At 71.2% G+C, this 25,893-nt stretch carries 24 protein-coding genes, 1 tRNA gene and 1 pseudogene; 11 read left to right on the plus strand and 15 right to left on the minus strand.

The genetic code is table 11. From position 1 onward, the window contains the following. Positions 1-53 precede the first annotated feature (53 nt). From ACWD12_RS22570 to ACWD12_RS22585, 4 genes are all read right to left on the minus strand, one after another. Positions 54-1,541 (minus strand): NCS2 family permease, encoded by a 1,488-nt coding sequence (locus ACWD12_RS22570; RefSeq protein WP_358363098.1) that lies wholly within the window; start codon positions 1,539-1,541, stop codon positions 54-56. A 173-nt stretch (positions 1,542-1,714) separates the two neighbouring features. Further along, positions 1,715-4,090: a xanthine dehydrogenase subunit D gene (pucD, locus tag ACWD12_RS22575; RefSeq protein WP_450101020.1), complete on the minus strand. Its 2,376-nt coding sequence runs from the start codon at positions 4,088-4,090 to the stop codon at positions 1,715-1,717. A gap of 1 nt (position 4,091) precedes the next feature. Continuing rightward, positions 4,092-4,589 (minus strand): (2Fe-2S)-binding protein, encoded by a 498-nt coding sequence (locus ACWD12_RS22580; protein WP_358363102.1) that lies wholly within the window; start codon positions 4,587-4,589, stop codon positions 4,092-4,094. Next, positions 4,586-5,473: an FAD binding domain-containing protein gene (locus ACWD12_RS22585; protein ID WP_450101021.1), complete on the minus strand. Its 888-nt coding sequence runs from the start codon at positions 5,471-5,473 to the stop codon at positions 4,586-4,588. The genes ACWD12_RS22580 and ACWD12_RS22585 overlap by 4 nt, the downstream gene beginning before the upstream one ends. Before the next feature lie 281 nt (positions 5,474-5,754). Here ACWD12_RS22585 and ACWD12_RS22590 point away from each other — a divergent pair, with 281 nt between their 5' ends. Further along, positions 5,755-7,467, plus strand: a complete 1,713-nt coding sequence (locus ACWD12_RS22590) for a PucR family transcriptional regulator (RefSeq protein WP_450101121.1) — start codon at positions 5,755-5,757, stop codon at positions 7,465-7,467. 174 nt (positions 7,468-7,641) lie between these two features. Here ACWD12_RS22590 and ACWD12_RS22595 read toward each other — a convergent pair whose 3' ends face one another. Together ACWD12_RS22595 and ACWD12_RS22600 are read right to left on the minus strand one after the other, a co-directional pair. Next, positions 7,642-8,166 carry a cell division protein SepF gene (locus ACWD12_RS22595; protein ID WP_358363105.1) on the minus strand — a complete coding sequence of 175 codons (525 nt, stop codon included), beginning with the start codon at positions 8,164-8,166 and terminating at the stop codon, positions 7,642-7,644. Between the two features lie 237 nt (positions 8,167-8,403). Beyond that, the gene (locus tag ACWD12_RS22600; RefSeq protein WP_450101022.1) at positions 8,404-8,919 is read right to left on the minus strand and encodes a MarR family winged helix-turn-helix transcriptional regulator; all 516 of its coding nucleotides are present in this window, start codon (positions 8,917-8,919) and stop codon (positions 8,404-8,406) included. 132 nt (positions 8,920-9,051) lie between these two features. On the opposite strand from ACWD12_RS22600, the gene ACWD12_RS22605 reads away from it, so the two are divergent. Next, positions 9,052-9,699, plus strand: coding sequence for a nitroreductase family protein (locus ACWD12_RS22605; protein ID WP_450101023.1), 648 nt, complete (start codon positions 9,052-9,054; stop codon positions 9,697-9,699). Between the two features lie 289 nt (positions 9,700-9,988). Then, the gene (locus ACWD12_RS22610; RefSeq protein ID WP_450101024.1) at positions 9,989-10,744 is read left to right on the plus strand and encodes an AfsR/SARP family transcriptional regulator; all 756 of its coding nucleotides are present in this window, start codon (positions 9,989-9,991) and stop codon (positions 10,742-10,744) included. 48 nt (positions 10,745-10,792) lie between these two features. Here ACWD12_RS22610 and ACWD12_RS22615 read toward each other — a convergent pair whose 3' ends face one another. Then, positions 10,793-11,248, minus strand: a complete 456-nt coding sequence (locus tag ACWD12_RS22615; protein ID WP_358363111.1) for a hypothetical protein — start codon at positions 11,246-11,248, stop codon at positions 10,793-10,795. A gap of 351 nt (positions 11,249-11,599) precedes the next feature. On the opposite strand from ACWD12_RS22615, the gene ACWD12_RS22620 reads away from it, so the two are divergent. After that, on the plus strand, positions 11,600-12,055 hold the full coding sequence (locus ACWD12_RS22620) for a DUF6325 family protein (protein WP_358363113.1): 456 nt from the start codon (positions 11,600-11,602) through the stop codon (positions 12,053-12,055). 8 nt (positions 12,056-12,063) lie between these two features. Here ACWD12_RS22620 and ACWD12_RS22625 read toward each other — a convergent pair whose 3' ends face one another. After that, complete coding sequence (locus ACWD12_RS22625) at positions 12,064-12,795, minus strand: class F sortase (protein WP_450101025.1); 732 nt, start codon at positions 12,793-12,795, stop codon at positions 12,064-12,066. A gap of 121 nt (positions 12,796-12,916) precedes the next feature. Then, a complete protein-coding gene (locus tag ACWD12_RS22630) occupies positions 12,917-13,435 on the minus strand; it encodes a hypothetical protein (RefSeq protein WP_358365190.1) in 519 nt (172 codons plus the stop codon). A 338-nt stretch (positions 13,436-13,773) separates the two neighbouring features. Here ACWD12_RS22630 and ACWD12_RS22635 point away from each other — a divergent pair, with 338 nt between their 5' ends. Further along, the gene (locus ACWD12_RS22635; RefSeq protein WP_450101026.1) at positions 13,774-14,013 is read left to right on the plus strand and encodes a hypothetical protein; all 240 of its coding nucleotides are present in this window, start codon (positions 13,774-13,776) and stop codon (positions 14,011-14,013) included. Positions 14,014-14,321: 308 nt separating this feature from the next. Here the strand turns inward: ACWD12_RS22635 and ACWD12_RS22640 are convergent. Further along, positions 14,322-14,398: transfer RNA gene (locus tag ACWD12_RS22640), tRNA-Lys, on the minus strand. 294 nt (positions 14,399-14,692) lie between these two features. Between ACWD12_RS22640 and ACWD12_RS22645 the strand changes: the two genes are divergently transcribed. After that, positions 14,693-15,478, plus strand: coding sequence for an SDR family NAD(P)-dependent oxidoreductase (locus ACWD12_RS22645; protein ID WP_358365186.1), 786 nt, complete (start codon positions 14,693-14,695; stop codon positions 15,476-15,478). A 167-nt stretch (positions 15,479-15,645) separates the two neighbouring features. On the opposite strand, the gene ACWD12_RS22650 is transcribed toward ACWD12_RS22645, so the two are convergent. Then, the gene (locus ACWD12_RS22650; RefSeq protein ID WP_450101027.1) at positions 15,646-16,428 is read right to left on the minus strand and encodes a TetR/AcrR family transcriptional regulator; all 783 of its coding nucleotides are present in this window, start codon (positions 16,426-16,428) and stop codon (positions 15,646-15,648) included. Positions 16,429-16,554: 126 nt separating this feature from the next. Here ACWD12_RS22650 and ACWD12_RS22655 point away from each other — a divergent pair, with 126 nt between their 5' ends. After that, positions 16,555-17,502, plus strand: coding sequence for a sigma-70 family RNA polymerase sigma factor (locus ACWD12_RS22655; RefSeq protein ID WP_450101028.1), 948 nt, complete (start codon positions 16,555-16,557; stop codon positions 17,500-17,502). A gap of 469 nt (positions 17,503-17,971) precedes the next feature. Beyond that, positions 17,972-18,763, plus strand: coding sequence for an arylamine N-acetyltransferase family protein (locus ACWD12_RS22660; protein WP_450101029.1), 792 nt, complete (start codon positions 17,972-17,974; stop codon positions 18,761-18,763). Between the two features lie 43 nt (positions 18,764-18,806). Here ACWD12_RS22660 and ACWD12_RS22665 read toward each other — a convergent pair whose 3' ends face one another. Beyond that, the gene (locus ACWD12_RS22665) at positions 18,807-19,829 is read right to left on the minus strand and encodes a hypothetical protein (protein WP_450101030.1); all 1,023 of its coding nucleotides are present in this window, start codon (positions 19,827-19,829) and stop codon (positions 18,807-18,809) included. A gap of 527 nt (positions 19,830-20,356) precedes the next feature. Between ACWD12_RS22665 and ACWD12_RS22670 the strand changes: the two genes are divergently transcribed. Together ACWD12_RS22670 and ACWD12_RS22675 are read left to right on the plus strand one after the other, a co-directional pair. Beyond that, on the plus strand, positions 20,357-22,501 hold the full coding sequence (locus ACWD12_RS22670) for a carbon starvation CstA family protein (RefSeq protein ID WP_450101031.1): 2,145 nt from the start codon (positions 20,357-20,359) through the stop codon (positions 22,499-22,501). After that, positions 22,498-22,728, plus strand: a complete 231-nt coding sequence (locus tag ACWD12_RS22675; protein ID WP_435839079.1) for a CstA-like transporter-associated (seleno)protein — start codon at positions 22,498-22,500, stop codon at positions 22,726-22,728. Before ACWD12_RS22670 ends, ACWD12_RS22675 begins: the two co-directional genes overlap by 4 nt. Here ACWD12_RS22675 and ACWD12_RS22680 read toward each other — a convergent pair. Continuing rightward, positions 22,725-23,291 (minus strand): hypothetical protein, encoded by a 567-nt coding sequence (locus ACWD12_RS22680; protein WP_450101032.1) that lies wholly within the window; start codon positions 23,289-23,291, stop codon positions 22,725-22,727. The genes ACWD12_RS22675 and ACWD12_RS22680 overlap by 4 nt on opposite strands. Positions 23,292-23,423: 132 nt before the next feature. Here ACWD12_RS22680 and ACWD12_RS22685 point away from each other — a divergent pair. Next, a pseudogene (locus tag ACWD12_RS22685) lies at positions 23,424-23,759 on the plus strand (GNAT family N-acetyltransferase); the annotation flags it as partial. A gap of 126 nt (positions 23,760-23,885) precedes the next feature. Here ACWD12_RS22685 and ACWD12_RS22690 read toward each other — a convergent pair. Together ACWD12_RS22690 and ACWD12_RS22695 are read right to left on the minus strand one after the other, a co-directional pair. Further along, entirely contained in the window at positions 23,886-24,989 is a 1,104-nt protein-coding gene (locus tag ACWD12_RS22690) for an S-adenosylmethionine:tRNA ribosyltransferase-isomerase (protein WP_450101033.1), read from the minus strand. Beyond that, positions 24,989-25,783, minus strand: coding sequence for an SDR family NAD(P)-dependent oxidoreductase (locus ACWD12_RS22695; RefSeq protein ID WP_450101122.1), 795 nt, complete (start codon positions 25,781-25,783; stop codon positions 24,989-24,991). Before ACWD12_RS22695 ends, ACWD12_RS22690 begins: the two co-directional genes overlap by 1 nt. Between the last annotated feature and the right edge of the window lie 110 nt (positions 25,784-25,893).

The following is a 25,893-nucleotide window of genomic DNA, read 5'->3' on the forward strand; positions in this document are numbered from 1 at the left end:
GCGGCGGATCAACCGCCCGGTCCGTGGCTCGGCCGCCCGAGCGGCGCGGCCCGTCAGCTGACCCCCAGCCATTCCTTGATCGGGTGCAGCGCGAACCACGCCACGAAGGCGACGCTGAGGATCCACATCAGTACTCCAGGATCCTTCCACTTGCCCTGCGCGGTCTTGATCAGCGTGTACGAGATCACGCCCGCCGCCACGCCGGCCGTGATCGAGTACGTGAACGGCATGATCACGATCGTCAGGAAGGCCGGGACGGACGACGACAGGTCCTCCCAGTCGATGTGCCGCACCTGCGTGATCATCATCGACCCGATGACCACGAGCGCCGCGGCCGCGACCTGGCTGGGCACCATGCCCGCGATCGGCGTGAAGAACAGCATCAGGCCGAACAGCCCGCCGACCACGACGCTGGACAGACCGGTCCGCGCGCCGTCGCCGACGCCCGTCGCTGACTCGACGAACACCGTCTGGCCCGACGAACCCGTCACACCGCCGATGACGCCGCCGGCGCCGTCCACAGCCAGGGCCTTGTTGAGGCCCGGCATGCGGCCCTTCTCGTCCACCAGGTTGGCTTCCGACCCGATCCCGATGATCGTGGCCATCGCGTCGAAGAAGCCCGCGAAGACGAGCGTGAACACCAGTACGGAGGCGGTGATGGCCCCGGCCTCGCCGAAGCCGCCGAACACGCTGACGTCGCCGATCAGCGAGAAGTCGGGTGTCTCGACGACGTTGTCCGGGAACTCCGGTACGCCCAGGCCCCACGCCTTCGCCGGTACGTCCACGACCGCGTTGACGACCATCGCCACGACGGTGCCGATCACCAGGCCGATCAGGATCGCCCCGCGCACCTTGCGGGCCATCAGCATGAAGATCGACAGCAGCGTGACCGCGAAGACCACGACCGGCCAGCCCTTGAGCTCGCCCGACGGACCCAGCACGACGGGGCCGCCGCCCGGTGCCGCGTTCTCCTGCACGAAGCCCGCGTTCACCATGCCGATCATCGCGACGAACAGGCCGATGCCGATGGTGATGGCGTGTTTCACCGACATCGGGATGGCGTTCATGATCGTCTCTCGGAGCCCCGAGAAGACCATGATCATGATGATCACGCCGTAGATGACGCACAGGCCCATCGCCTGCGGCCAGGTCATCTCGGCGATGACGGCCGTGCCGAGGACGCCGGAGACGCTGAGGCCCGCCGCGAGTGCCAGCGGCGCGTTGCCGATGACGCCCATCAGCACCGTGGTGATCAGCGCGGCCAGTGCGGTCACCGCGGTGACCTGGCCCGGGTTGAGCTTGTTGTCCAGGACGTCCGCGCCGCTCAACATGATCGGGTTGAGCAGCAGGATGTACGCCATGGCCATGAACGTGGTCACACCGCCGCGGAACTCCCGGCCGACGGTGCTGCCACGCGCACTGATTTTGAAATATGTGTCCAGGAACGAACCGTTCCCGGCCGGAGGGGCCGGCTGGGTTCCGGTGGATCCGGGTTCTCTGGGGCCCTGCTCTGAGTCCGAGTGCACAGATATCTGCGTCATGGACCACTCCCAAGTGTCTGAGGTGTTGTTGGGGTGGTGCTGGAATCCGGCCCCGCGCGAGCATGCCAAAGCCGGTGCATGCCCGCGCGAGGCGGGGGTGTGCGTTCGGGGGCGCGTTTCGGCCACGTGTAGTCGTGCACGTGGTGTTGCGTGACGGGCGGAAGCGGTCGGCCTCAGGTCCCGGTGAGGTGTTCCGGGCGTACCGGAACACGGTTGAGCGCGAGTCCCGTCGCCGCCCGGATCGCCGACACGACGGCCGGCGTCGAGGACAGCGTGGGGGCCTCGCCGACACCGCGCAGGCCGTACGGCGCGTGCGGGTCGGCCAGTTCGAGGACGTCGATCCGCATCGGCGGAGTGTCCAGGATGGTGGGGATCAGGTAGTCCGTGAACGACGGGTTCCTGACCTTGCCGTCCTCGACGAGGATCTCCTCCATGACCGCGAGGCCCAGCCCCTGCGTCGAGCCGCCCTGGATCTGGCCGAGCACCGACAAGGGGTTGAGCATCACGCCCACGTCCTGGGCGGCGGACAACTCCACCACCTTGACCAGGCCGAGGTCGACGTCCACGTCGACGACCGCGCGGTGTGCGCAGAAGGTGTACTGGACGTGGCCGAAGCCCTGCCCGGTCACCCTGTCGAACGCCTGGGTGGGCCGGTGGTGGTGCTCGCGGGTCGCCTCGACCGCGTCGTCCCCGAGCAGGTCGACAAGGTCGGCGACCACCTCGCCCCGCCCGACGACGACTTTTCCGGCCTCCAGCCGGAGGCCCGCGACCAGATCCGCCGACCAGCCGTACCGCTCGCGGCCCAGCGTGAGCACCGAGGCACGCACCGCCTCGGCGGCCAGCTTCACCGCGCCGCCGGTCATGTACGTCTGCCGCGAGGCGGACGTCGAGCCGGCCGAACCGACCCGGGTGTTCGCCGGATGGATCGTCACCTGTTCGACGCCCAGTTCGGTGCGCACGATCTGGGCGTGGACCGTGATGCCGCCCTGGCCCACCTCGGCGGCGGCCGTGTGCACCGAGGCGACGGGGGCGCCGCCGACGACCTCCAGGCGCACGTGCGCCGTCGAGTAGTCGTCGAAGCCCTCCGAGAAGCCCACGTTCTTGATGCCGACGGCGTAGCCCACACCGCGTACGACGCCCTCGCCGTGCGTGGTGTTCGACAGCCCGCCGGGCAGCTCGCGTACGTCGGTGCCGCCGTCCGACTCCCACGGCCGGGTGGGCGGCAGCGGCATGTCCTTGACCCGCCGGAGCAGTTCGGCGACCGGCGCGGGCGAGTCGATGATCTGCCCGGTCGGCATCGCCGAGCCCTCCTCGACCGCGTTGAGCTGCCGCAGCTCCACCGGGTCCATGCCCAGTTCGGCGGCCAGCCGGTCCATCTGGCTCTCGTACGCGAAGCACGCCTGCACCGCGCCGAAGCCGCGCATAGCGCCGCACGGCGGGTTGTTGGTGTAGTAGGCGGCGGCGTTCATCTCGACGTTCGGCACCACATACGGGCCGATGCCGAGCGACGAGGCGTTGCCGACCACCGCGGGGGAGGACGAGGCGTAGGCGCCGCCGTCCAGGCTGATGGACGCTTCGACGTACACGAGCCTGCCGTCGCGCGTGGCGCCGTGCTCGTACGTCAGCACCGCCGGGTGGCGGTGCACGTGCCCGAAGAACGACTCCTCGCGCGCGTACACGATCTTGACCGGCTTGCCGGTGTGCAGCGCCAGCAGGCACGCGTGCACCTGCATCGAGATGTCCTCGCGCCCGCCGAACGCGCCGCCCACGCCCGCGAGCGCCAGCCGCACCTTCTCCGGCGGCAGCCCGAGCACCGGGCACATCTGGTCCCGGTCGACGTGCAGCCACTGCGTCGCGATGTAGAGGTCGACACCGCCGTCCTCGGCCGGCACCGCGAGCCCCGACTCGGGACCCAGGAACGCCTGGTCCTGCATGCCCACTTCGTAGTCGTGCCGGACCACCACGTCGGCCGCCGCCCGGACCTCGTCGGTCACGCCGAGGCCGGAGACGATGCGCTGGCGGTGCACGACGTTGCCGGACGCGTGCGCCTTGTACTCGTCAGGGGCGTGCACATAGCCGTTGGCGTCGACGTCGAGCGCCTGGGCCGTGGTGGTGATCGGCGCCAGGACCTCGTACTCGACCCGGATCTTGGCGAGCGCCCGGCGCGCGGTCTCCGGGTGGTCGGCCGCGACCAGCGCGACCGGCTCGCCGTGGAAGCGCACCTGGTCGATCGCCAGCACCGGCTGGTCGACGACCTCCAGGCCGTAGAACTTCGAGCCGGGGATGTCGTCGTGCGTCAGCACCGCGTACACGCCCGGCTGGGCGACGGCCGCCGAGATGTCCAGGGACCGGATCCGCGCCCGCGGGTGCGGGCTGCGCAGCGCCATGCCCCACAGCATGTCCTCGTGCCACAGGTCGGACGAGTACGCGAAGTCGCCCCTGACCTTGAGGACGCCGTCCGGGCGCAGGGTCGACGCGCCGATGCCGTCCGTGCCGGGCGCGTGGGTCTCCTGCAGGTTCCTCGGGACGGCCCGTGCGGTGGCGGCCATGTCAGGCCCCCGCTCCGGCGGACGCTCCGGGCGCCTCCGCCTTGCGGGCGGCGGCGAGCCGGACCGCGTCCATGATCTTCTCGTAGCCGGTGCAGCGGCACAGGTTGCCGGACAGCGCCTCGCGGATCTCCGCGTCGCTCGGCCGCGCCCGCCGCTCCAGCAGATCGTGGGTCTGCACGAGCAGACCCGGCGTGCAGAAGCCGCACTGCACGGCGCCCGCGTCGACGAAGGCCTGCTGGACCGGGTCGAGCGTGTCGCCGTCGGCGAGGCCCTCGACGGTACGGACCTCGCGGCCCTGCACCTGGCCGGCCGCGACGAGGCAGGCGCAGACCGGGTCGCCGTCGAGGTAGACCGTACAGCTGCCGCATTCGCCCTGCTCACAGGCGTTCTTCGAGCCGGGCAGGCCGACGCGCTCGCGCAGCACGTAGAGCAGGCTCTCGCCCTCCCAGACGTCCTCGGCCTCGGCCTGGCGGCCGTTCACGGTGAATGTGACCTTCATGCGGCTGCCCTCCCGGCTGCGCGGTAGTCGTTCCAGGTCCAGGTCAGCGTGCGGCGCGCCATCACCGACAGCGCGTGCCGGCGATACGCGGCCGAGCCGCGTACGTCGTCGATCGGCGACGCGGCCTCGGCGACCAGCTCGCCGAACCGCTCGGCGGTCGACGCGGCCAGCTCGGCGCGCGACGCCCACCGGCCGGAGTCGGCGAGCTCGGCGGCGATGAACTCCTCGGCGGCGGCCGCCCGGCGGGGGGTGGGTGCGGCGGAGCCGATGCCGGTGCGTACCGTCCCGGCCTCCGGGTGCAGCGCGATGCCGAACGAGCACACCGCGATCACCATCGCGTTGCGCGTGCCGATCTTGGCGAACTGCTGCGGGGCGGTCGCCGACGGGATGCGCACGGCGAGGATCAGCTCGTCCGGCTGCAGCGCGTTGCGCTTGACGCCGAGGTAGAACTCGTCGATCGGGATCAGGCGCGCCCCGCGCGCCGCGGAGGCGACCTCCACCTGGCAGCCCGACGCGAGCAGCGGCGGGTGCGCGTCGCCGGCGGGCGACGCCGCCCCCAGGTTGCCGCCGACACTGCCGCGGTTGCGGATCTGCGGCGAGCCGACCGTGTGCGAGGCCAGCGACAGGCCCGGCAGGCGGTCGGTCAGGTGGTCGATGATCCTCGTGTACGGCACCGAGGCACCCAGGTGGACGACCTCGTCGGCACCGATCTCCCAGGTGTGCAGCTCGGGGATGCGGTTGAGGTCGATCAGCGCCGCCGGACGGTGTCGGTCGAAGTTCAGGTCGACCATGACGTCCGTGCCGCCGGCGATGGGTACCGCGGTCGGGTACTCGGCCTTCGCGGCGAGTGCCTCGTCCCATGTCGCGGGGCGCAGGAACTCCATAGCGGGGTTCTCCTCCTGTTGTGCCGGGGGTGCTGCTCGTTCGCGGGAGGGGCGGTGCCGTGCGCTGCTTCGGACCTGCGGGGTGTGACCCAGTACACACAGCCCCGGCACGATCGCAGTAGCCACGGAAACCATGAAGCGTCGGCCTCGGATGCCTGCAAGTTCTCGTAGGTTCATCTAATCGTTGACCCACGGCCGCCCCCGGTATGACAGGACACGCAGACCCGGACGCGTGGACGTAGGAGATCATGGTCGGGAAAGAAGTGGTGGGAGGCGAGGACGTGCGGCTGCGGGCACTGCTCGACGCGGGGGTTCCGGGGATCCGGCTCCTCACGGGCGAGGACGAGCTCGATCGCGGCGTACGCGGGGTGATGACGACCGACCTCAACGACCCGAGCCGGTACCTCTCCGGGGGCGAGCTGGTGCTCACGGGGATGTTGTGGCGGTCCGACCCGGCGGACTCCGAGAACTTCGTACGCGTCCTCGTGGGCGCGGGTGCCGCGGGCCTCGCCGCCGGGATCACCGAGGTCGGCCCCGTCCCGAACGACCTGGTCGAGGCGTGCGCACGGCACCGGCTGCCGCTGTTCATGGTCGACGAGGAGATGTCCTTCGCCCGGCTCACCGAATTTGTGGTGCGCCGCGTGTCCACCGAACGGGCGAGCGATCTGACGGCCGTCGTCGACCGGCACCGCCGCCTCGTGCAGGCGGCCACCGGGGGCGCGGGCCTGGACGGCATCCTCGGGCTGGTCGCCGCCGACATCGACATCCGCTGCTGGGTGCTGTCGCTGACCGGCCGTCAGGTCGCGGCGGGGGCGGACCCGCTGGACGCGGAGCTGCGGACCGTGCTGGCCCGCGCCCACCTGGCGGCCCGGGCCCGGCGGGCGCGGCCCCCGTACCGCGAGCGCACCGCGGGCCGGGTCTTCTCGATGCTCCCGGTCGACCGCGACGACGGCTCGCTCGCCGCCGAGCAGGGCGTGTGGAGCGAATGGTCGCTCGTCGTGGAGGAGGACGTCGCCGACTGGCCCGAGCAGCGCCGCGGCCTGCTGGACGAGCTGGCCCGGCTCGTCGCGGTCGAGGCCGACCGCGTCGAGGACAACCGGCGGCTCGGCCGCCGCCTCGCCGAGGACGTCCTCGCGCTGCTGAACTCGGGAGCCGATCCCGGCGAGATCGCGGCCCGGCTGCGGGTCGCCGAACCGGCCGCCGCGTCGCCGGTGACCTGGCAGCTCGTCGCGGCGGCGGTCACCGTGCCGGGCACCCCGGATGATCCGCAGTCCGCGGCACCGGGGAGCCCACCCCCCACCCGCGCGCCGCGCACGGCCGGATCGGAGGCGGCGGCCGCCGCACCCGTGCACACTTCGTCCGGGGCGAACACCGCGGGGCGCATGGCCCGCACGCTTCTCGAAGAGGCTTTGGCGGATCTGCCAAGCGAGGCGTTGGTGGCGGCGATCGGCTACGGCGCGGTGGCCCTGGTCCCCGGCTCGGCGGACGGTCCCGGCTCGTCGGACGACGTGGCCGCCGAACTGCGCGCGCGCCTGGCCGGGTTGGAAGGCTCGGCGGGCGACGGCATCCGCCTCAGCCTCGGTGTCAGCGCCCCGGTGGCGCGGGCCGACGCGCTGCGCGGAGCCCTCGAGGAGGCATGGCACGCCGCGCGCATCGCGGAAGGGCGGCCGGGCTCGTTCGAGGTCGTGGGGCACGGCGAACTGGCCTCGCACGTCCTGGTGTTGGCGGCGGCGCCGGAAGGGGTGCGGCGCGGGTTCCGGGACCGCCTGCTGAGCCCGCTGAGCGCGTACGACGCACGGCATCAGGCGGACCTGGTCACCACGCTGGAGGCGTTCCTCGACTGCGACGGGTCGTGGACGCGCTGCGCGGCGCGGCTCCACGTACACGTCAACACGCTCCGCTACCGGATCGGGCGCATCGAGGAACTGACGCAACGGGATCTGTCGCGGCTGGAGGACAAGGTCGACTTCTTCCTGGCCCTGCGCCTTAGGTGACCCCTCGGCCCCGCAGGGCGGCGCGCGGGTCCGGGAGACGACGCTCCGACCTCGTGCATGCCGACTTCGTGCATGCCGAAGGGTGTGGGGACGAACCGTTCGTTCGTCCCCACACCCTTTGGCTTCCAGCTTGTTCCCGTGGTCCCGGGGGTGATCCCGGTCGGTGCCCGCGGGCTATGCCTGGTTGAAGAACCCGTCGTGATTGTTGCTGCCGGGATCCCCGGTCAGCAGCGCGACGTCGCCGGGCAGCAGGAGGAACACCCGCTTGGCGAGACGCTCTATCGTGCCCCGGCGGCCGAAGGTGAGACCGGAGGCGAAGTCGACCACGCGCTTGGCATCCGACTCGTCCATCGCGGTCAGATCGATGATGACCGGGATGTCCTGGCGGAAGTACTCGCCTATTGCGCGGGCCTCGTGGTAGCTCTTCGGGTGTACGACCGAGATCCGTGAGGTCGGTTTGGTGAGTTCGGCTGCCGCCGCCGCGCGGGCGGCGAAGATCTCCGAGGCCGGCACTACGCTGCCCTCCAATGGGCGGGAGCGGTCCTCCGGCTCGTCGTCGTAGACCCAGCCGGCGTCCACGTCGTCGTCCTCGTCGTAGGAGCCTGTGTCGTACGCGCCCCTGCCGGTGCGGTACATGTCGTCGTCCTCGTCCCCCGAACCGAGCCCGAGCCAGGAGCCGGCCTTGCGCAATGCGCCCATGGGCACCTCCCTCTCCGCTCGTCCCGGCCCCGTCCGGGTTATCTCTTTGTCCTCCACTCGACCGCACTGTATGCCAGCACCCGCCCCGTTGGGCCGTGCGACGCGCGCGCTTGGTGGACATTTGTCGACCTGGGACACTCCTGGGACATTCCGGGGCCGTGAGAGCCCTTCATCGTCCCGCAGCGGACCCCCCGGATCCAGCGGGATTTCCCTCACGCCCGAGGAAAGTCGCGGCCGTCAGGCCCCCGGCCCCGCCAGCAGCTTGCCCAGCAGCCCGGCGAGTTGGCGGCGCTCGTCCTGATCGAGCGGCAGGAACACCGTGTCGAGGTAGCCGGCGACGCCCGTCTCGGCGTCGGCGAGCACGGCCCGGCCGGATTCGGTGACGGTGACGGCGTACGAGCGCCGGTCCCGCGGGTTGCGCTCGCGCCGCACGAGGCCGCCCTGTTCCAGGTCGTCGCAGAGGCCCACCATGACACTGCGGTCGATGCGCAGTTCCTCGCTCAGCGACTGCTGGGAGCACGGGCCGACGGCGGCCAGCATCTTGAGGACGAGGTGTTGCCCGACCCCGAGGCCCTGCGCGCCCGCGTGAGCCTCGGCGGCGCGCGCGACGGCGGTCGAGGCCCGGCACAGCGCGATGTCAGGACGTTCGGCGGCGAGTTGTGGGAAGTAACTCGGGCGCGCGGGTCCGCCGGCCGCCGGGGCCGCGTCGGCCGCCTCGGCCGTCCCGGTCTTCTTTGTCGTTCTCGTCGGCATGGCGTCCCTCCGCGTCGCGTCGCGCCGCCCACTCTAGCAATTCGATCTGCGCGCCAATTGTTTGACGGCAGATGATTGGCGCACATACGGTTTTGGCATCGGCCACGGCTCATCGGCGCCCGGAGGCAACGCATGCTCCTAGACCTCACCCCCGACGAACTGCTTTCCACCACCCGCGCGGTGCGCAGGCGTCTCGACTTCGACCGGCCAGTACCGCGCGAGCTGATCGAGGAGTGCGTGGACCTGGCCGTCCAGGCGCCCACCGGGCGCAACCGGCAGCGCTGGCACTTCCTGGTGGTCACCGAGCCCGCGCAGCGTCGCGCGGTGGCGGACATATTCGTGCGCTCGCTGGCGCAGGGCGGCGGACAGCCGCTCACCGACCTGGATCTGTGGCGCATGAACCACCACCCCACCTCGACGCGGCGGGTGTTTGACGGATTGCGGCACCTCGTCGACAACATCCACCGGGTCCCCGCATTTGTGATCCCGGCGATCGAGGGCCGTACCGATCGCGCCCCGGTCGCCACCCAGGCCGGGACCTGGGGCTCGATACTCCCGGCGGTATGGAGCTTCATGCTCGCCGCCCGCGCCCGCGGCCTCGGCACCGTGTGGACGACCGCGCAGGCGCCGCTCGAACGCGAACTGGCCCAGGTGCTCCGCGTCCCGTACGACGACGTCATGCTCGCCGCGTTCATCCCGCTCGCCTACACGATCGGCACGGACTTCAAACCGGCCAAGCGGATACCCCGCGAACACGTCCTCCACTGGAACCGCTGGTAGGCGCGCGTCCCGGTGGTCGTCCCGGTGAGGCGTCCCGGACCGTGGGCCCTCCCGGTGCGAGCAGGCGGTCGGCCTGCGCGCATAGCGCTTTCGGGGCGAACTGCCGGACAGGGGCCGCGCTTTCGGGATACATCTGCGTGTCGGCACGTGTCGACTGCCTAGCCTGCCGGGGCAAGCCGAGACAGCCCGGGGGAGGTGTCGGATGGCGCGTACCGCCATTGCGGCGTCGGAATTGGGAGCCGCGGCCGGTCCTGTGCGGGGCACGGCGGGAATCGGTGTCCTCGGGCCGGTGGAGTTACGCCCGGCCCAGTCCGGCAGCTGGCGCCCGGTCCCCGGTACGCGCCCCCGCTCACTCCTGGCCCGCCTGGTCGCCGCGTCCGGCCGCGTCGTGCTGACCGAGCGGCTGCTGTCCGACGTCTGGCCCGACGAACCGCCCGCGATGCGGACCAAAGCCGTCGCCCAGGTGGTGCACCGGCTGCGGCGCCTGCTCGGGGACCGGCACGGGGTGTTGATCGCCACCCGGCCACAGGGCTACGAACTGCGGATCCCCGACATGGAGATCGACGCGATCGTCGCCGGGCTGCTGGTCGAACGCGGCCGCGCCCGACTGGCGTGCGGCGACGCGGCCTCGGCGTCGGCTCTGCTGGGGCGGGCCCTGGGGTTGTGGCGCGGGGAGCCGTACGACGGCGTCGAATGCGCCGACCCCGCAGGCCCGGTCGCATGCCACGGCGCGCACCTCGCCCGGCTGCGCGTCACCGCGCTGGAGTCGCGCGTCGACGCGGATCTGGCGCTGGAGCGGCACCGCGAGGTCATCGACGAACTGTCCGGCCTGGTGGCCGGGAACCCGTGGCACGAGCCGTGGTGGCCGCGGCTGATGCTCGCGCTGGACGGCGCGGGGCGGCGGGCCGACGCGCTCCACACGTACCAGCGGCTGCGCACGCTGCTGGTCGACGGCCTGGGAGTCGAGCCCGGGCCCGAGGCGCGGCGCGTGCACCAGCGCATACTGCGCGGCGAGCGCCCGGCGAAAGGCTGTCGTTGCGGATAGCCCGTCGCCGGGTGCGGCGGTTCGTCGGCCGAGTTCCGGGCCGGGGTGTCAGCGGCAGACGCTGACGACCGGGAGGAACATCCAGTGGTCCGTGTACCAGAAGTAGTTCATGAGGCCCCCGACGTCGTTGCATCCGGCGGGGGCCTGCTCGATGTTGCCGTTGCAGATGCGGGTGCTGTTCTTGGGCATCGACGACACGGCGCACTTCGCGTCCGAGAAAGAGGAGAGCAGAGTCTCGGGCACGTACCGAGCGTCGGCGTTGGAGTTCATGACAATGGCGTACGGCTGCACGTAGCCGTTGCCGTACTCCATACACGCGATGATCACGTGCCGGCTGTCAGTCAGCTGCACCGGCGACGAGCATTTCGCGTTGCCCCACGTCGGATACGTCGTGGTCCAGTTCTTGGGCACGGGCGCCGCGGCGGCCGGGCTCTGCGCGAGGGCGGTGAGCGCGACGGCGGCGCCGAGCGCGCCCAGGGTCTTGGCGATCTTGGAACGGAGCACGGGGCGGTCCTCTTTCTCGGCGGTCAGCTGGGGAGACGGAGCCCGGTGATCGTCTCCCCGCCCGGTTCCACCGGGGTTCCACCGCGGTTCCACGCCGGTTCCACGGCGGTCCACGCCCTTGGACCGTGCCGCGTCCCCGCCGCGTCCGTGGCGTGTTCGCGGCGCGTGCGGGGCGCGTCCGCCCGGCGAGTTCGGCCGCTACTGCGAACGCGTGGATGCAGACCGCGCGCTGGTGCGGCGAATCCGGGATCCACATGCGCCCCCGCGCGTACCCGCTTAGCGTGGAAGACGCGCCCGCACGGCGGGCCGCGAAAGCGTATTGCCGGTGACGGTCTTGGAGGAGGCATGGAGATGGGCGAGCTTGGTCCGGTCGACGCGATCGTGCTGGGGTTCCCGGGCCAGCGGCTGACCCGCTCCGTCCTCGACGCCGTCGACGAGGTCGAGGCGCGCGGCGACGTCCGGGTCATCGACATGCTCATCGTGGTCAAGGACGTGCACGGCGACATCACCCACCACGAGATCAGCGAGTACGACGACCTGCGCGACATGGCCGCCGAGGTCGCGGCCCGCCGCATGCTCGGGCTCGCGGGGGAGAGCGACGCGGAGCAGATCGGCCTGATCATGCCGCCGGACTCGCTGGTCGTCGTCGTGTTCGTGGAGAACGTGTGGGCGCGCGAGGTCGCGGTGCGGATCCGCGAGGCGGGCGGGCGGTTGCTGTCGTACACCCGGCTGCCGCAGGCGACGCTGGACGCGATGGAGGACCAGATCGAGACGGCGGCGGCGTACGGCGACACGTCCGACGACTGATCCGCCGCTCAGGCCCTGCGCGTCGAGACCAGCTTCGCGAACACCACGACGTTCGCCTCGTAGCCGCCCTCGGCACCCTTCTTGAACGTGCCCCCGCAGGTGATGAGGCGCAGTTGCGCCTCCGACGTGTCGGCGTACACGCGGTCGGCCGGGAAGTTCTTCTTGTCGAACACCTCGACCGACTCGATGCGGAACGTCGCGACCATCCCGTCGGATCGCACGATGTCCGCGGTGTCGCCGGGGCGGAGCGCACCGAGGCCGTAGAAGGCGGCCGGGCCGGACTTGGTGTCCACGTGCGCCACGACCACGGCCGTGCCCACCGCGCCCGGGGTGGCGGCGTCTTTGTACCAGCCCGCCAGGTTGCGGTTGTTCGGGTCGGGGACGGCCAGTTCGCCGGACGCTTCGAGGCCCAGCGCGACGAAGGGGGCGTCCACCGCGATCTTGGGGATCACCACACGGGTCGGCGGGGACGGCGGCAGCGGTACGACCGGCGGCTGGGCCGTGTCGGGTCGAACTGCCGGCTGTACGGCCGGGGTTCCGGCACTTCCACCGGCCGGAGCCGCACTCGGCCGCGCGGCCGACGCGGGCGGGACCGGCGGGCCGCCGTCGCCCTCGGAGAACGCCCGGAGGACGAGGGTTCCGCCGGCCAGAAAGGCGACGAAGGCCAGGACGGCGGCGAACACGAGGAGGCGCGACGGCCGTCCGGGTGAACGCCCGCTCTGTCGCTCGGCGTTGGCCACCAGGTCCTCCTGGATCGGCTCGTGGGTGTGTCGAGTGGCGCGTGGCAGAGTCCCGCCCCGTACGGCGACGATGACGCCGTACGGGGCGGGACCACCGGCTCGATACCGGCTGGTGCTGCCGTCAGGCGGTGTGGCGGCCCATGCCGCGGCGGCGCATCGCGTACACGCCGAGCGCACCACCGGCGACCAGCAGCGCACCGCCGCCGGCCAGGCCCGCGGCGCTGATGTCGCTCTGGGTGCCGCCGCCACCGGCGCCGACGCCGCCGATCGGCTTCGCGGTCGCGGTCGTGGTCGGGGTGGCGGTCGCGGTGCCGCCGGTCACCATGAAGGTGCCGGACGCGGTCCGGCCGTTGCCGCAGGTGAGCCGCACGGCGTACGAGCCGGCCGCCACGTTGCTCACGGTGCCGGTGCCGACCATGGTCTCGGTGCCCTGGGACAGGGTGATGGTCCCGAATGCTTCGGACGTGGCGCTGGCCGCCGTCCCGGCGCAGAGGTTCCCGTCGTTGACGGTGATCGAGGTGCCGGGAGCACCGGAGCCGGGGAAGACCTCGGCACCCTGGGCGTGTGCGGCAGTGGGGGCGATGGCGAGCAGGGCTATCGCGGAGGAAGCGCCAAGGACGTAAGTACAGGCACGACGCATGACAAGGATTCCTTTCGGCAGCCACGGCGGTTGCGGTCGTCGATGACCGCACTGGACCCCGTGGGACCTCACTCATCATCAGCAGACTTTTGCGGCAATGCACTTTGAAACCCCGCAAATGCCGAGGAAGCCACGAAATGCCACCAACTGTGGTATGCGGCACGCCTGATAGCCCCAGCCCCCGGTTGCGCGACCCGCGGTGCCCGCCCCGGCCCACCCCCGCCACCGCTGAGCCAACAGGAGTAACACCCCACAGCTGAACAGGCGTCCGCCAAGCGCACCCGGTGCGCCGGTCACCCGAACAGCCGAGCCCAGGGGCGGATGGCCGGTGGATCGGCGTGAACAGGCACTGGTTCCTGACCGCCATGCGAGCGCAGCCCACCGCGTTCGACCCGTCGTACGTGACCTTCCGCCCGGCAGTGCACACCCAGACCGAATGCGAGGCCGAGGTGTCCCGCATCGGGCGACTGAGATCGACGCTCCCGTTCGCATTGGATCAGGTCGCGGCGAGCACCGAGTGCGCACGGATCGAGATCCGCGTAGACGACACCGCACGAGCTCAGGCGCCGCGGATATGAGCGGCGAAACCCCCAAGAAGACCTCTCGCCCCCCGACCACCGGCCCCAGCGAACGTCAGGCGCAGGGGGGTGGGCGGTGAAGCCCCAAAGAGGAACTCTCGCCGCCTGGCCGCCGGGCCTCAGCTCACTTCGGGCGCCGGGGGCGTGGTAGCGAACCCCTCAATCTCGCCGCCCGACCCCCCACCCCAGCGAATGCCAGGCGCCGGGGGTGTGGGTGGCGAAGCCCCCACAAAGCGCGGCGAAGCCGCGCACAAAAAAACCAAGGCCACCCACTCCGCGCTCTCTGCGGACATGGATGGCCTTGGACTTGGTGCGCCGCCAGGGACTCGAACCCCGGACCCGCTGATTAAGAGTCAGCTGCTCTAACCAACTGAGCTAGCGGCGCTTGCTGCGTGAAAAATAGTACCCGATCTCGGAGAGTGCTCGACACCGAATAAGCCCGGGTCCCAGGTGGCTGCCCCGGCTGGGTGACCGTGCCCGTGAGGGGCGGCGCGGCGGCTGCCGCGGCGTGCGGGTGCACGCTGCCGCTCGTCCCCTCGTGTGAGCTTGCTCCGGTCGGGTGACCCCGCCGCTGTGCCTGCCGTGTCGCCCCGCTCACGGCCCGCCTGGCGACGATTGACAACGCGCGCTCGCCCGCGTAGATCTGACGGGTAATCAGATCTAGGTGAGGAGTGCGCCGATGACCGGCTTGGCTGAGGATTTCGCGGCGAAGGCCGGGGCGGCGGTCGTGGTCGGCGCCAGCGGCGGACTCGGCGCGTCGATCGCCCGCATGCTGGCGGAGCGGGGCAGCGACCTGGTCCTGACGTACCGCAGCAACGCGGGTGCGGCCGAGGAGATCGCCGACGAGGCGCGGGTCAAGCACGGGCGGCGGGCCAAGGCGTACCGCGCGGACCTCACCGACGCGCCCGGGGTGGCCGCGGTGCTCGACGAGGCCGCCGCGGAGTTCGGCGGCATCCACACCCTCGTGTACGCCTCCGGCCCGCACGTCCCGATGATCCACCTCAGCCGCGTCTCGCCCGAGCAGTTCCGCAGCCAGATCGACAACGACGCGGTGGCCTTCTTCAACCTCGTGCACCCGGCACTCCCGCACCTGCGCGCCGGCAAGGGCAGCATTGTCGCGGTCACGACCGCGGCCACCAAGCGCTACCCGATCCGGGACGGCCTGTCGTCCGCGCCGAAGGGCGCCGTCGAGCAGGTCGCGTGGGCGCTGGCGGCGGAGGAGGGCCGGTTCGGCGTACGCGTGAACTGTGTCGGCCCCGGCATGCTCACCGACGGGATGGCCGCCGAGCTCATCGGCAGCGGGGACCTCGACGAGCGCGCGCTCGACGTGGCCCGCAACAACATCCCGCTGCGCCGCTTCGGCATCGCGGCCGACATCGCCGAGGCGGTCTGCTTCCTGGCCTCGGACCGGGCGGGATTCATCAGCGGTCAGAAGCTCGACGTCGACGGCGGCTACGGCGTCTGATCCGTCGGCTGACCCGTCGGCCCGACCGCGCGTCCTTACTGTCTTTACTGACAGTGCCACTGTCCGCACCGAGATCCGCGGATCGGCCCGGCTCACCTGCCGGGCCGACCGGCGGATCTCGCGGCGTATGCGGACGCAATCGCCGCGGCATCGCCCCGTTCGGATGATCAGGAGTTCTCGGCCTCGTCGTCTTCGTCGGCCTCTTCGTCGGCCTTTTTGTCGGCGTCGGCGGCGGCGCCGTCGGCTGTGGCGGGCGGCTGAGGTCGTACGGCGTAGTCGCCCAGCGCGCGGGTGAGCTGCGCGAATGCCGCCTCGGCCGCCGGGGTGACCGCCGCGGCGATGGACTCCTCGGATTCGCCGGCCACGCTGCGCCGCTGAAGTTCCTGGAAGAGCGCGCGGTGGACGCCGCCGATCTGCGCGGCCGCGAGGTACGGCGTGAGCTCGTCCGCTCCGCTCGGGCCCGCTTCCCCCGTTCGGCCCGCACTCGGACGGCCGCCCCCCGCCTCCCGCGCCTCGGCCGCCAGCAACTCCGCCAACGCCTCTTCCCTCTTCTCGTGCAGCTCGCGCAGCCGCGCGACCAGCACCGTGCTCTCCGCCACCATGCGCGCGAAGGGCCGGCCGCTGAACCCGAGGACGGGGTTGCGCGTCGCCAGTGCCTCGCGAAAGGCGTCGTGCAGCGCGGCGACGGCCGACTGCCCCGGCGAGCGCGCCGCGACGGTCCCGGCCAGGCTCGCGACGAACGCGTCCGCGTGGTCGAGCGCGAGGTCCTCCTTACGCGGAAAGTAGTTCGTCACCGTCATCTTGGCCACGCGCGCGGCGCTCGCGATGTCCGCGATCGTCGTCGCGTCGAAACCGCGCTCGATGAACAGGCGCGTCGCGTGGTCGGAGATCGCCTGGCGCGTCTCCAGCTTCTTCTGCGCGCGCAGGCCGACCGGCTCTGTCGAGGTCATGGGCGGCATCCTCTCATAGGTCCAACACTTTTTTGTAGTGGACCTATTTTTATGCTTGACAGGTGACCTTGCCCAGCCTAATTTTATGTTCGTCCTACTGAATGATCCGCCGGGCCGAGGAGCCGCATGACCTTCCGTACCGCAGTACCGCCGGTCGCCGCCGCGAGCACCGACTCCGTGGCCGACTACCTCAAGCGCATCGGCCGCACGCCGTTGCTCGACGCCGAGCGGGAGGTCGCGCTGGCGCGGCAGATCGAGGCGGGGCTGTACGCACAGGACCGCCTGGACACGGACCACACCCTCACCGCCGCCGCCCGCGCCGACCTCGAATGGCTTGCGGCAGCCGGGCGCATGGCCAAGCAGCACATGATCGAGGCCAACCTGCGCCTCGTCGTCTCCGTCGCAAAGCGCTACGCCGCCACAGGTGTTCCGCTCCCCGACCTGATCCAGGAGGGCAACTGCGGGCTGATCCGGGCGGTCGAGAAGTTCGACCACGAGCGCGGGTTCAAGTTCTCGACGTACGCGATGTGGTGGATCAAGCAGGCGGTGCAGCGCGCCGTGGACGAGACGTCGCGCACGATCCGGGTGCCGTCGCACATGGCCGAGCTGATCGCCAAGGTCGACCGTACGAGCCGCCGCCTCGAACGCGACCTCGGCCGCCCGGCCACGGCGGCCGAGATCGGCGCCGAACTCGACCTGACCGCCGAGAAGGTGACGCAGGTTCAGGGGTACGACCGGCGCCCCGTCTCGCTGCACATGCCCATCGGTTCCGAAGGTGAGGGCGAACTCGGCGACCTCATCGAGGACACCGCCTCCGCCCCCGTCGAGGACCAGGTCGCCATGGCCGGCCTGCGCGCCGAACTCGACCGCGTGCTGGCCGACCTGACGCAACGTGAGGCCGAGGTCGTCACGCTGCGGTTCGGCCTGGCCGGTGACGGCGAGCCGAAGACGTTCGAGGAGATAGGCCGCCGCTTCGGCGTGACCCGGGAGCGGATCCGCCAGATAGAGGTCAAGGCCATGGCCAAGCTCCGTATGAAGTCGCGGGCGTCCCTGCTCCGCGACTACCTCGTCTGAAAGGAACGCACTTTGACACACCCCGCAGATGATCCGATCACCCGCGTCACCCCCGATACCGTCACCCCCGTCACCCCCGCCATCCCTGTCACCCCCGCAGTCACGCCTCTCCAGGAGTCGCCCGTGCAGTTCCCCGTCGCCGGTCTTGCCGTTCCCGCGCCCGCGTTCCCCGCACCTGTCGTGCGTATCGCGGCGGCTCTGCCCGATGGCGACGCGACGGCTCCACGCTCGTGGAGCACACTCGCTTCCCCCGCGCACCGCAGGTCCGGCCGAGACTCGAAGCCGGGGCGACACCAGGCGCGCGCCGTCGCCGAAACCCGACGCGCGGCGGTCCGCCTTGCACACCGGACCCGGGCCCGGTAAGTGCGTATTGTTCTGGCAGCGCTGCGGGCCTGTGGACGACAACGAGTGACGGCGTTGCGTGATGCCCGATGTGTGACGGCGACGAGTGGAACGACGGGAGCGCGGCGTGCGGCAGGAACACCTTGACGGCTACCTGGCCCTGTTGGGGGTGGCGCGTCCCGAGGGTGCGCCGGACGCCGCGCTGCTCGCCGAACTCCAACGGCGCCACCTGGCCGCCGTCCCCTTCGAGAACCTCGACATCCACCTCGGCCGACCGATCCGCCTCGTCGAGGACGAGTTGGTGGCCAAGGTCGTCGACCGCCGCCGCGGTGGGTTTTGCTACGAACTCAACGGCGCCTTCGGCGCCCTGCTGCGGGCACTCGGCTACGACGTGTCCCTGCTCGCGGCCCGTGTGTTCGTGGACGGCGGGGCGTCGGTCGGGATCCCGTACGACCACATGACGTTGCTCGTCCGCCTCGACGAACCGTGGCTGGCCGACGTCGGCTTCGGCCGTTTCGCGCGCGAGCCGCTGCGGTTCGACGTACGGGACGAACAGGCGGACGCGGAAGGCGTGTTCCGGATCGTCGACGGCCCGGACGGTGACGTCGACGTACACGGCGACGGCGGTCCGGAGTTCCGTATGGAGATCCGGCCGCGTGAGCTGGTCGACTTCACGGCCGGAGCCTGGTGGCACCAGACCTCCCCGCTGTCCCACTTCACGCGCGGCCCGGTCTGCACCCGCATGACACCGGAGGGCGGCCGCATCACCCTCGCCGGCCGTACGCTCATCCGTACCGGCCCGGACGGCCGACACCAGGAGGAACTGCCGGACGACGCCGCGATCCTGGCCGCGTACCGGGAGCACTTCGGCATCGTGCTGGACCGCGTCCCCGACAACACGCCGCCCGTCGTCACATAGAGACTCATAGAGACACGTACAGAAGGGGCCCCGCACCCGGGATTCAGTGCGTCATCGTGCTCGGCAGGGCGGTTGCCGGGCCGGTGGGCCTGGGGCGGATCGGCGGCAGGACTCCGAGGTCTTCGACATCGCTCGCGGGCGGCGGTGTGAGGTCCACGGGCTTGCCCCAGTCGGAGTAGGTGACGGTGGTCTTCGCCACCATCGGCTTGGCCAGCTTGATCGGGGCCACGGTCACCACCTTCACCGGCAGGTCGTCCGGCCCGATCCACAGGTCGACGGCCGTGCGGTCCAGTCCCAGTGCCTCGTACAGCTGTCGTGTCTGTTCACGGGCCTCGTCGGTCTGATCGGTGTCCTGCACCAGGCGCACCAACGAGATAGTGCCGGCGTAGTGGGTGGTCTGCACGCCGTTGACGACCTCCTGCCCCGCTATGCGTATCTCCCCGGAGTCGATCAGTTTGTCCAGGTGCGTCAGCGGCCCGTTGTTCTGCCCGGCATCGGCCGCGGTGCTTTCCGGGGTGGGTACCAGCGGCTCTTCGAGGGTGCTCTTGGACCACGGCTTCGCGTCCTTGAACAGCGGCGAATTCAGGTCGTTTTTCGAGTAGACGGCATCCTTGAGGATCAGGCTCTCGGACGTCGACTCGCGTCGCAGTTCCTCGGGCGCCCCGATCGCGGTGTAGGCGGCCGGGTAGGTGGTCGTCAGCGTGCGCTGGGCCGAGTCGGAGGTGCGTACCTGGCTCTCGGTGACCGAGGCGAGTTCGCCGTTGTACTCCAGCACGGTCTTGCTCTTGTACGTCTGCTGGTGGGCGGCCTGGTCACGTGCAGTGGCGACCTTGCCCGCGAGCGCCGAGACGTTCGCTCCACCGCCTGCCGCTCCGGCGGTACCGGCTGCCGCGGATGCCGTCTCGGAGGCGGACGGCACGGCGGAACTCCCCGTGCTCGCGGAACTCGCGGAACTCGCCGTGTCGCCCTTCGCCTCCGACGACCCGCCTCCAGAGGCGCAGGCGGACACGGACACGCCGAGGACGACGGCGTACAGAGCCGTGGTGAAGAAGCGCTTCCTGCGCATGGTCCGCCTTCCGAGGTGATCGATGGGCAGCGTGAGCATGCGCCCATCGCACCGGCTGAGGTGCCGCGTGACCAGACCTTTTGGCGCCACGTGGCGGCTCCAAAGTGAACACTCCTGAATCCTTCGCGGTGTCGCGGGCGCGACGCCGAGTGCCCGTCGGGGGCGGCGGCGCTTGCGGCTCGTGCGTCGCGAACAGTGGGAGAATGCCCGGGACTCCGTTTCGCCGGGACGGCGGTTCGCGACACGTGCGCCGCCCGGTGCGGGGCGATCGGTCCGTGTGGGACGGGCATGAGGAGGTGCGCGTGCGAGCCTGCATATCGGCGTGCCGTGCCGCCGCCGCGGTGTTGCCGTACGCGCCCAAGGCGCCGTCCACCGCCGCTTCCTGACATGTGCCCCGCCGGGCCCCGGCACCCGTAGCCGCTGCGTTTGCCGTCGCACCGCCCGGGCACAGCGCTGTGCGCGCGTCCGACTTCGGTGGCCACCCGGCCAGGCGCCGGTGAAGTGCCGCCGCAACCCGAGGAGTTTGTATGTCCGAGACCGGCATGCGGCGCCGTGCCGTGGCGCCGCGGACCGTGTTGGTGTGGACCGCCGTGTCGGTGGTGGGGGCCATCGCCTGGGGCGTGCTGGCCCTGGCCCGGGGGGAGGAGGTGTCGGCGGTCTGGCTGATCGTCGCGGCGCTGGCGTCGTACGCGATCGCCTACCGGTTCTACTCGCGCTTCATCGCCCGGCGCGTCCTCGAACCGGACGACACGCGCGCGACGCCCGCCGAACGCCTGGACGACGGAGTCGACTTCCAGCCCACCGACCGACGCGTACTGCTGGGGCACCACTTCGCCGCCATCGCCGGGGCCGGACCGCTGGTGGGACCCGTGCTGGCGGCGCAGATGGGGTACCTGCCCGGGACGATCTGGATCGTCGTGGGGGTGATCTTCGCCGGGGCGGTGCAGGACATGGTGGTCCTGTTCCTGTCGATGCGCCGGGACGGCAAGAGCCTCGGGCAGATGGCACGCGACGAGATCGGGCGCGTCGGCGGAGCGGCGGCGCTGCTCGCGGTGTTCGCCATCATGATCATCCTGCTCGCGGTGCTGGCCCTCGTGGTGGTCAACGCGCTGGCCGACTCCCCGTGGGGCACCTTCTCGGTGGCGATGACCATCCCGATCGCCCTGTTCATGGGCGTGTACCTGCGGTTCCTGCGACCGGGACAGGTCGTCGAGACCACCGTCATCGGCGTCGCGCTGCTGCTGCTCGCGATCGTGGCCGGCGGATGGGTGGAGAACTCCGGACTCGCGGAGGCGTTCACCTGGAGTCCGAAGACCCTGGTGTTCTGCCTCGTCGCCTACGGGTTCGTGGCCTCCGTGCTGCCGGTGTGGCTGCTGCTCGCGCCGCGCGACTACCTGTCCACCTTCATGAAGGTGGGCACCATCGTGCTGCTCGCGGTGGGGGTGCTGGCCTCCGCGCCGACGCTGCAGGCGGACGCGGTAAGCAAGTACGCGGGCTCGGGCGAAGGGCCGGTGTTCGCGGGCGCGTTGTTCCCGTTCCTGTTCATCACCATCGCCTGCGGCGCGCTGTCCGGGTTCCACGCCCTGGTCGCGTCCGGCACCACGCCGAAGCTGATCGAGAAGGAGTCGCAGGTCCGGGCCATCGGCTACGGCGCCATGCTGATGGAGTCGTTCGTGGCGGTGATGGCGCTGGTCGCCGCCTGCGTCATCGACCCGGGTCTCTACTACGCGATGAACGCGCCGGCGGGCGTGCTGGGTTCGACGGCGGAGAGTGCCTCGCAGGCGGTCGCGAACCTCGGCTTCACCATCACGCCCGAGCAACTGCGGTCCGCAGCGCAGGCGGTGGAGGAGTCGAGCCTGATCGCGCGTACCGGTGGAGCGCCCACGCTCGCGGTCGGGATGTCGGACATCTTCTCCGAGGTCTTCGGCGGCGACAGCCTGCGCGCGTTCTGGTACCACTTCGCGATCATGTTCGAGGCGCTGTTCATCCTCACCACGGTCGACGCCGGCACGCGCGTGGGCCGCTTCATGCTGCAGGACATGCTCGGCAACATCTGGAAGCCGATGGGCCGGGTCAACTGGAAGCCCGGTATCTGGATCGCCAGCGGGCTCGTCGTGCTGGGCTGGGGCTACTTCCTCTACGCCGGCGCGACCGACCCGCTCGGCGGGATCAACCAGCTGTTCCCGCTGTTCGGCATCGCCAACCAGCTCCTCGCCGCCATCGCGCTCACCGTGGCCACCACCATCCTGATCAAGCGCGGCAAGCTGCGCTGGGCGTGGGTCACCGGGGTGCCCCTGGTCTGGGACGTCGCGGTCACCTACACCGCGGGGTGGCAGAAGATCTTCTCCGACGACCCGCGCGTGGGGTTCTTCGCCCAACGCGAGCGCTATGCCGACGCCATCGGCGACGGCAAGGTGCTCGGCCCGGCCAAGAACATGGACGACATGCACACGGTCGTGCTCAACAGCACGGTCGACGGCGTGCTTATCGCCGTGTTCCTCGTCCTGGTCGCGGTGGTGATCGTCAATGCGGCGGTGATCTGCGTCCGGGCGATCCGCGCGGGCTCGCTGCCCACGACGGAGACCCCGTACGTCGAATCGCAGCTCCACGTGTCGCTGCCCGGCGCCCGAAAGCCCGCGACCGTCGCCGCGTCCGAGACGGACCGGGCGTGACGGCCCCCGGGCCCGACCGCGAAGCCGCGGGCGGCGGCCTGCATCCGCGCCGCCTTCTGGCCGCCGTGCGCTGGTACCTGCGCGAGGTCTCCGGCGATGCCGCCTACGAGCGGCACTGCGAACGACACCGCCGCGAGAATCCCGACCGGCCCTCGCCCACGCGCCGCGAGTACGAGGCGTGGCGCCGGCGGAGGCGAGAGGAGACCCCCATCTGCCGCTGCTGCTAAGGCGCGTCGTCCGGAGGGTCCGGCAGAGACACCGCGGCCGGAGGTTCGGCCGACACCTTGGGATCCAGGGGAGGCGGCAAAGCCTCCCCGGCATCCCTGACTTCGTTCGCGGGCGGCGCCGTGAGGTCCACGGGTTCGCCCCAGCCGGAGTAGTACGACGTGGTGCTGACCACCACCGGCTGGGCCGCCCTGACCGACTTGGCCGGGCCGGGCGTCCGCAGCAGGTTGACGGAGACCTGTTTGACGGGCAGATCGTCCGGCCCGATCCACACGTCGATCGCCACCGGATCCTCACCCAGCACCAGCCGGGAGCGAAGGACCTCTTCACGCGCCTTGTCGGTCATCGCCGGGTTCTTCTCCAGCATGACCTGCATGGAGAGGGTTTCGGCGTAGTGGACGGTCTGTACGCCGTCGACGACTTCCCGTCCCACAACGCCGACTTCTCCCGAGTCGATCAGCGGACGCAGGCGCCCGCCATCGGCCCGTCGTCCCAGGGTGTACCGGCGGCCGCGGTGCCCTGCGGGGCAGAGGGCAGCGGCGACTCGACCGTGCACCTCCACCACGGCCTCTCGCCGTTGAACAGCACCGATGCCGGATCCGCCCTGCTGTACACGGTGTTCCCCAGGATCAGGGTCTCGGTCGTTTCCTCCGGTGTGTCATGGCCTCCACCCAGCGCGGCGTAGGCACCCCGACAGGTCGTCGGTCGCGTCGACCTCGTCGATGTGGCCGACGGAACGGCGGAGTTGGGCTACCGCGTGGCCGAGCGCGCGACCGGACGCGGGGTGGCCACGGCCGCGGTCCGCACGGTCTGCGTGCGGGCCGGCGCCGCCTACGGCCTCTTGTCGCTGCGTGCCGTCACCACACTCGACAACCCCGCGTCGCTGGCCGTGCTCGCCCGCGCCGGGTTCGAGGCGGTCGGCGAGGAGGAGGTCGACGGCCGTCCCAGCCTGCGGTTCGTCCGCGAACTTCGGGACGTACGAGAGCTTCGCGACCTGCGTGTCCCACCGGCTGTACCGAGGACAAACCCGTGAAAAGGGGGAACTCCACCGCGCGGACCCCCTCATCTGGGTTCGCGCGGTGGAGCACATGTGGGTGTGTTGCGTGGTGCTGCGCCGGGCTGTGCTCTGCTCTCGATCGCGGCAGGGAGGGTGGCGGGCCTACCGGAGCAGCAGGCTCGAATCGCCGAACTCGTGCCACAGGTAGCGCTTCTCAAGCGCGGCCTCGTACGCGCGGCCGACGACGTCGGGGCCGGCGACGGCCTCCAGGAGCAGCAGGTGGGAGGCGTCGGGGGCGTGCAGTCCGCTGATCAGGCCGTCGACCGCGTACGCCGACCGGTCCGGACCCAGCACGAGTTCCGTCCACCCCTCGCTCGGCAACACGGTGCCGTCCGGAAGTGCCGCACTCTCCAGCGCACGGGTCGCCGTCGTACCGACCGCTATCACCCTTCCGCCGTTGCGCTTGGTCAACTCGACGAGCCGCGCGGTCTGCTCGGGGACGCGGTACCGCTCGGGCAGCGGCGGTTCGCCCGCCTCCAGCGACGAGATGCCGGTGTGCAGGGTGACCGGCGCTACCACGACACCGCGCGCGATCAGGTCCAGCACCAGGTCATTGGTGAACGGGCGGGCCGCGCTGGGCATTTCGGCGCTGCCCGGTTCGCGGGCGAACACGGTCTGGTAGTGCGAGAGGGGCCAGCGCCCGCGCAGGTAGCCGTAGGTGATGGGGCGTCCGTGCTCGTTGAGGTATGCCGGGACGGCCGCGCCGACCCGCACCTTCCACAGGCGGCTGCCGCTGGTCAGGCCCGGATCCGGGTACGCCTCCTCGACCGTCATCTCCACCCCCGCGGGCAGCGCGACGGCTTCGCCCGCCCGGCCGTCGGGGACCGGGCCGCCGCCGTTCTCCGGCGGACGCATCTCCACGAGCCAGCGCCCGTCGTCCAGTTCGGTGGAGAAGTGCACGATCACACCGCGTCCGTCGGAGCGTTGCGCGTCGACCGCGGCCGGGAGGGTGGCGGATGTGTTGACGACCAGGAGGTCGCCGGCGCGCAGGTGGCCGCCGAGGTCCCGAAAGCGCGCGTGGCGTACCTCGCCTCCGCCGGCTCCGGGGGCGGAACCACTGTCGTCGGCGCGGCCGGCCCGGCCGTCGGTGATCAGCAGGCGCACCTCGTCGCGGGACAGTCCGCGCGCCTCGGGCGGCTCGGAGGCGTGGAGTTCGTCGGGAAGGGTGAACCGGGTGCGGGCGGTGGCCAAATCGATCACGCTCATTACGACAGCTCCTCGACGGACGTCGGGACGGGAACGGCAGGGGAGTCGGAAGTCGAGTCGGCCGACACGCGGAGGTCGGACTCCGTGATGCCGGACTCGGTGAAGTCGGACTCGGTGAAGTCGGACGCGCGGTGGCGGCCGCTCTCCGGGCGCCGGTCGAGCAGCGCGAGCAGCGCCGGCACGACCGTGCCCGGCTCCGGGCGGTCCGAGATGTCCTCGCCCGGGAACGCGTCCTGGTGCATCACCGTGCGCATGTCGCCGGGGTCGACGGCGTAGAACCGGATGCCGGGGTTCTCGGCGGCCAGCGTCCCGGTGATGTGGTCGAGCGCGGCCTTGGAGGCGCCGTACCCGCCCCACCCCGGGTACGCCTCGACCGACGCGTCCGACGTGATGTTGACGACGGTGCCCTTCGCGGCGTCGAGCTGCGGCAGGAGGGCCTGGACGAGTGCGAGCGGGGCGACCGTGTTGATGCGGAAGACGGACTCCAGGTCGGCCGCCGGGTACTCGGCGATCGGAGGGAGGGGGCTGACGCCGAGTGTCCCGGCGTTGTTGACCAGCAGGTCCAGGCCGCCGAGGCCGGCGACGGTACGGGCGAGCTCGCGGCGGTGCCCCGGGTCGGAGACGTCGCCGGTGACGGTCACGACCGAGGTCTCGGTCCGCAGGTCGGCGGCGGCCCAGGCGAGCTCGTCGCCGCCGCGCGCCGTGACGACGAGGGTCCAGCCGCGCTCGGCGAGTCCGTGTGCGAGCGAGAGGCCGAGTCCGCGGGAGGCGCCGGTGATGAGGGCGACGGGCATGAGGATCATCCCCATTTCCTGTGATGGTTCGTCAGTGGCCTTTTCCGTCACCCATGCTGCAAGTTAAAGTTGACTTCAGGTCAAGCTTTGCCAGGAAGAGGTTCGCGGCC

It is taken from the genome of Streptodolium elevatio (assembly GCF_053592165.1).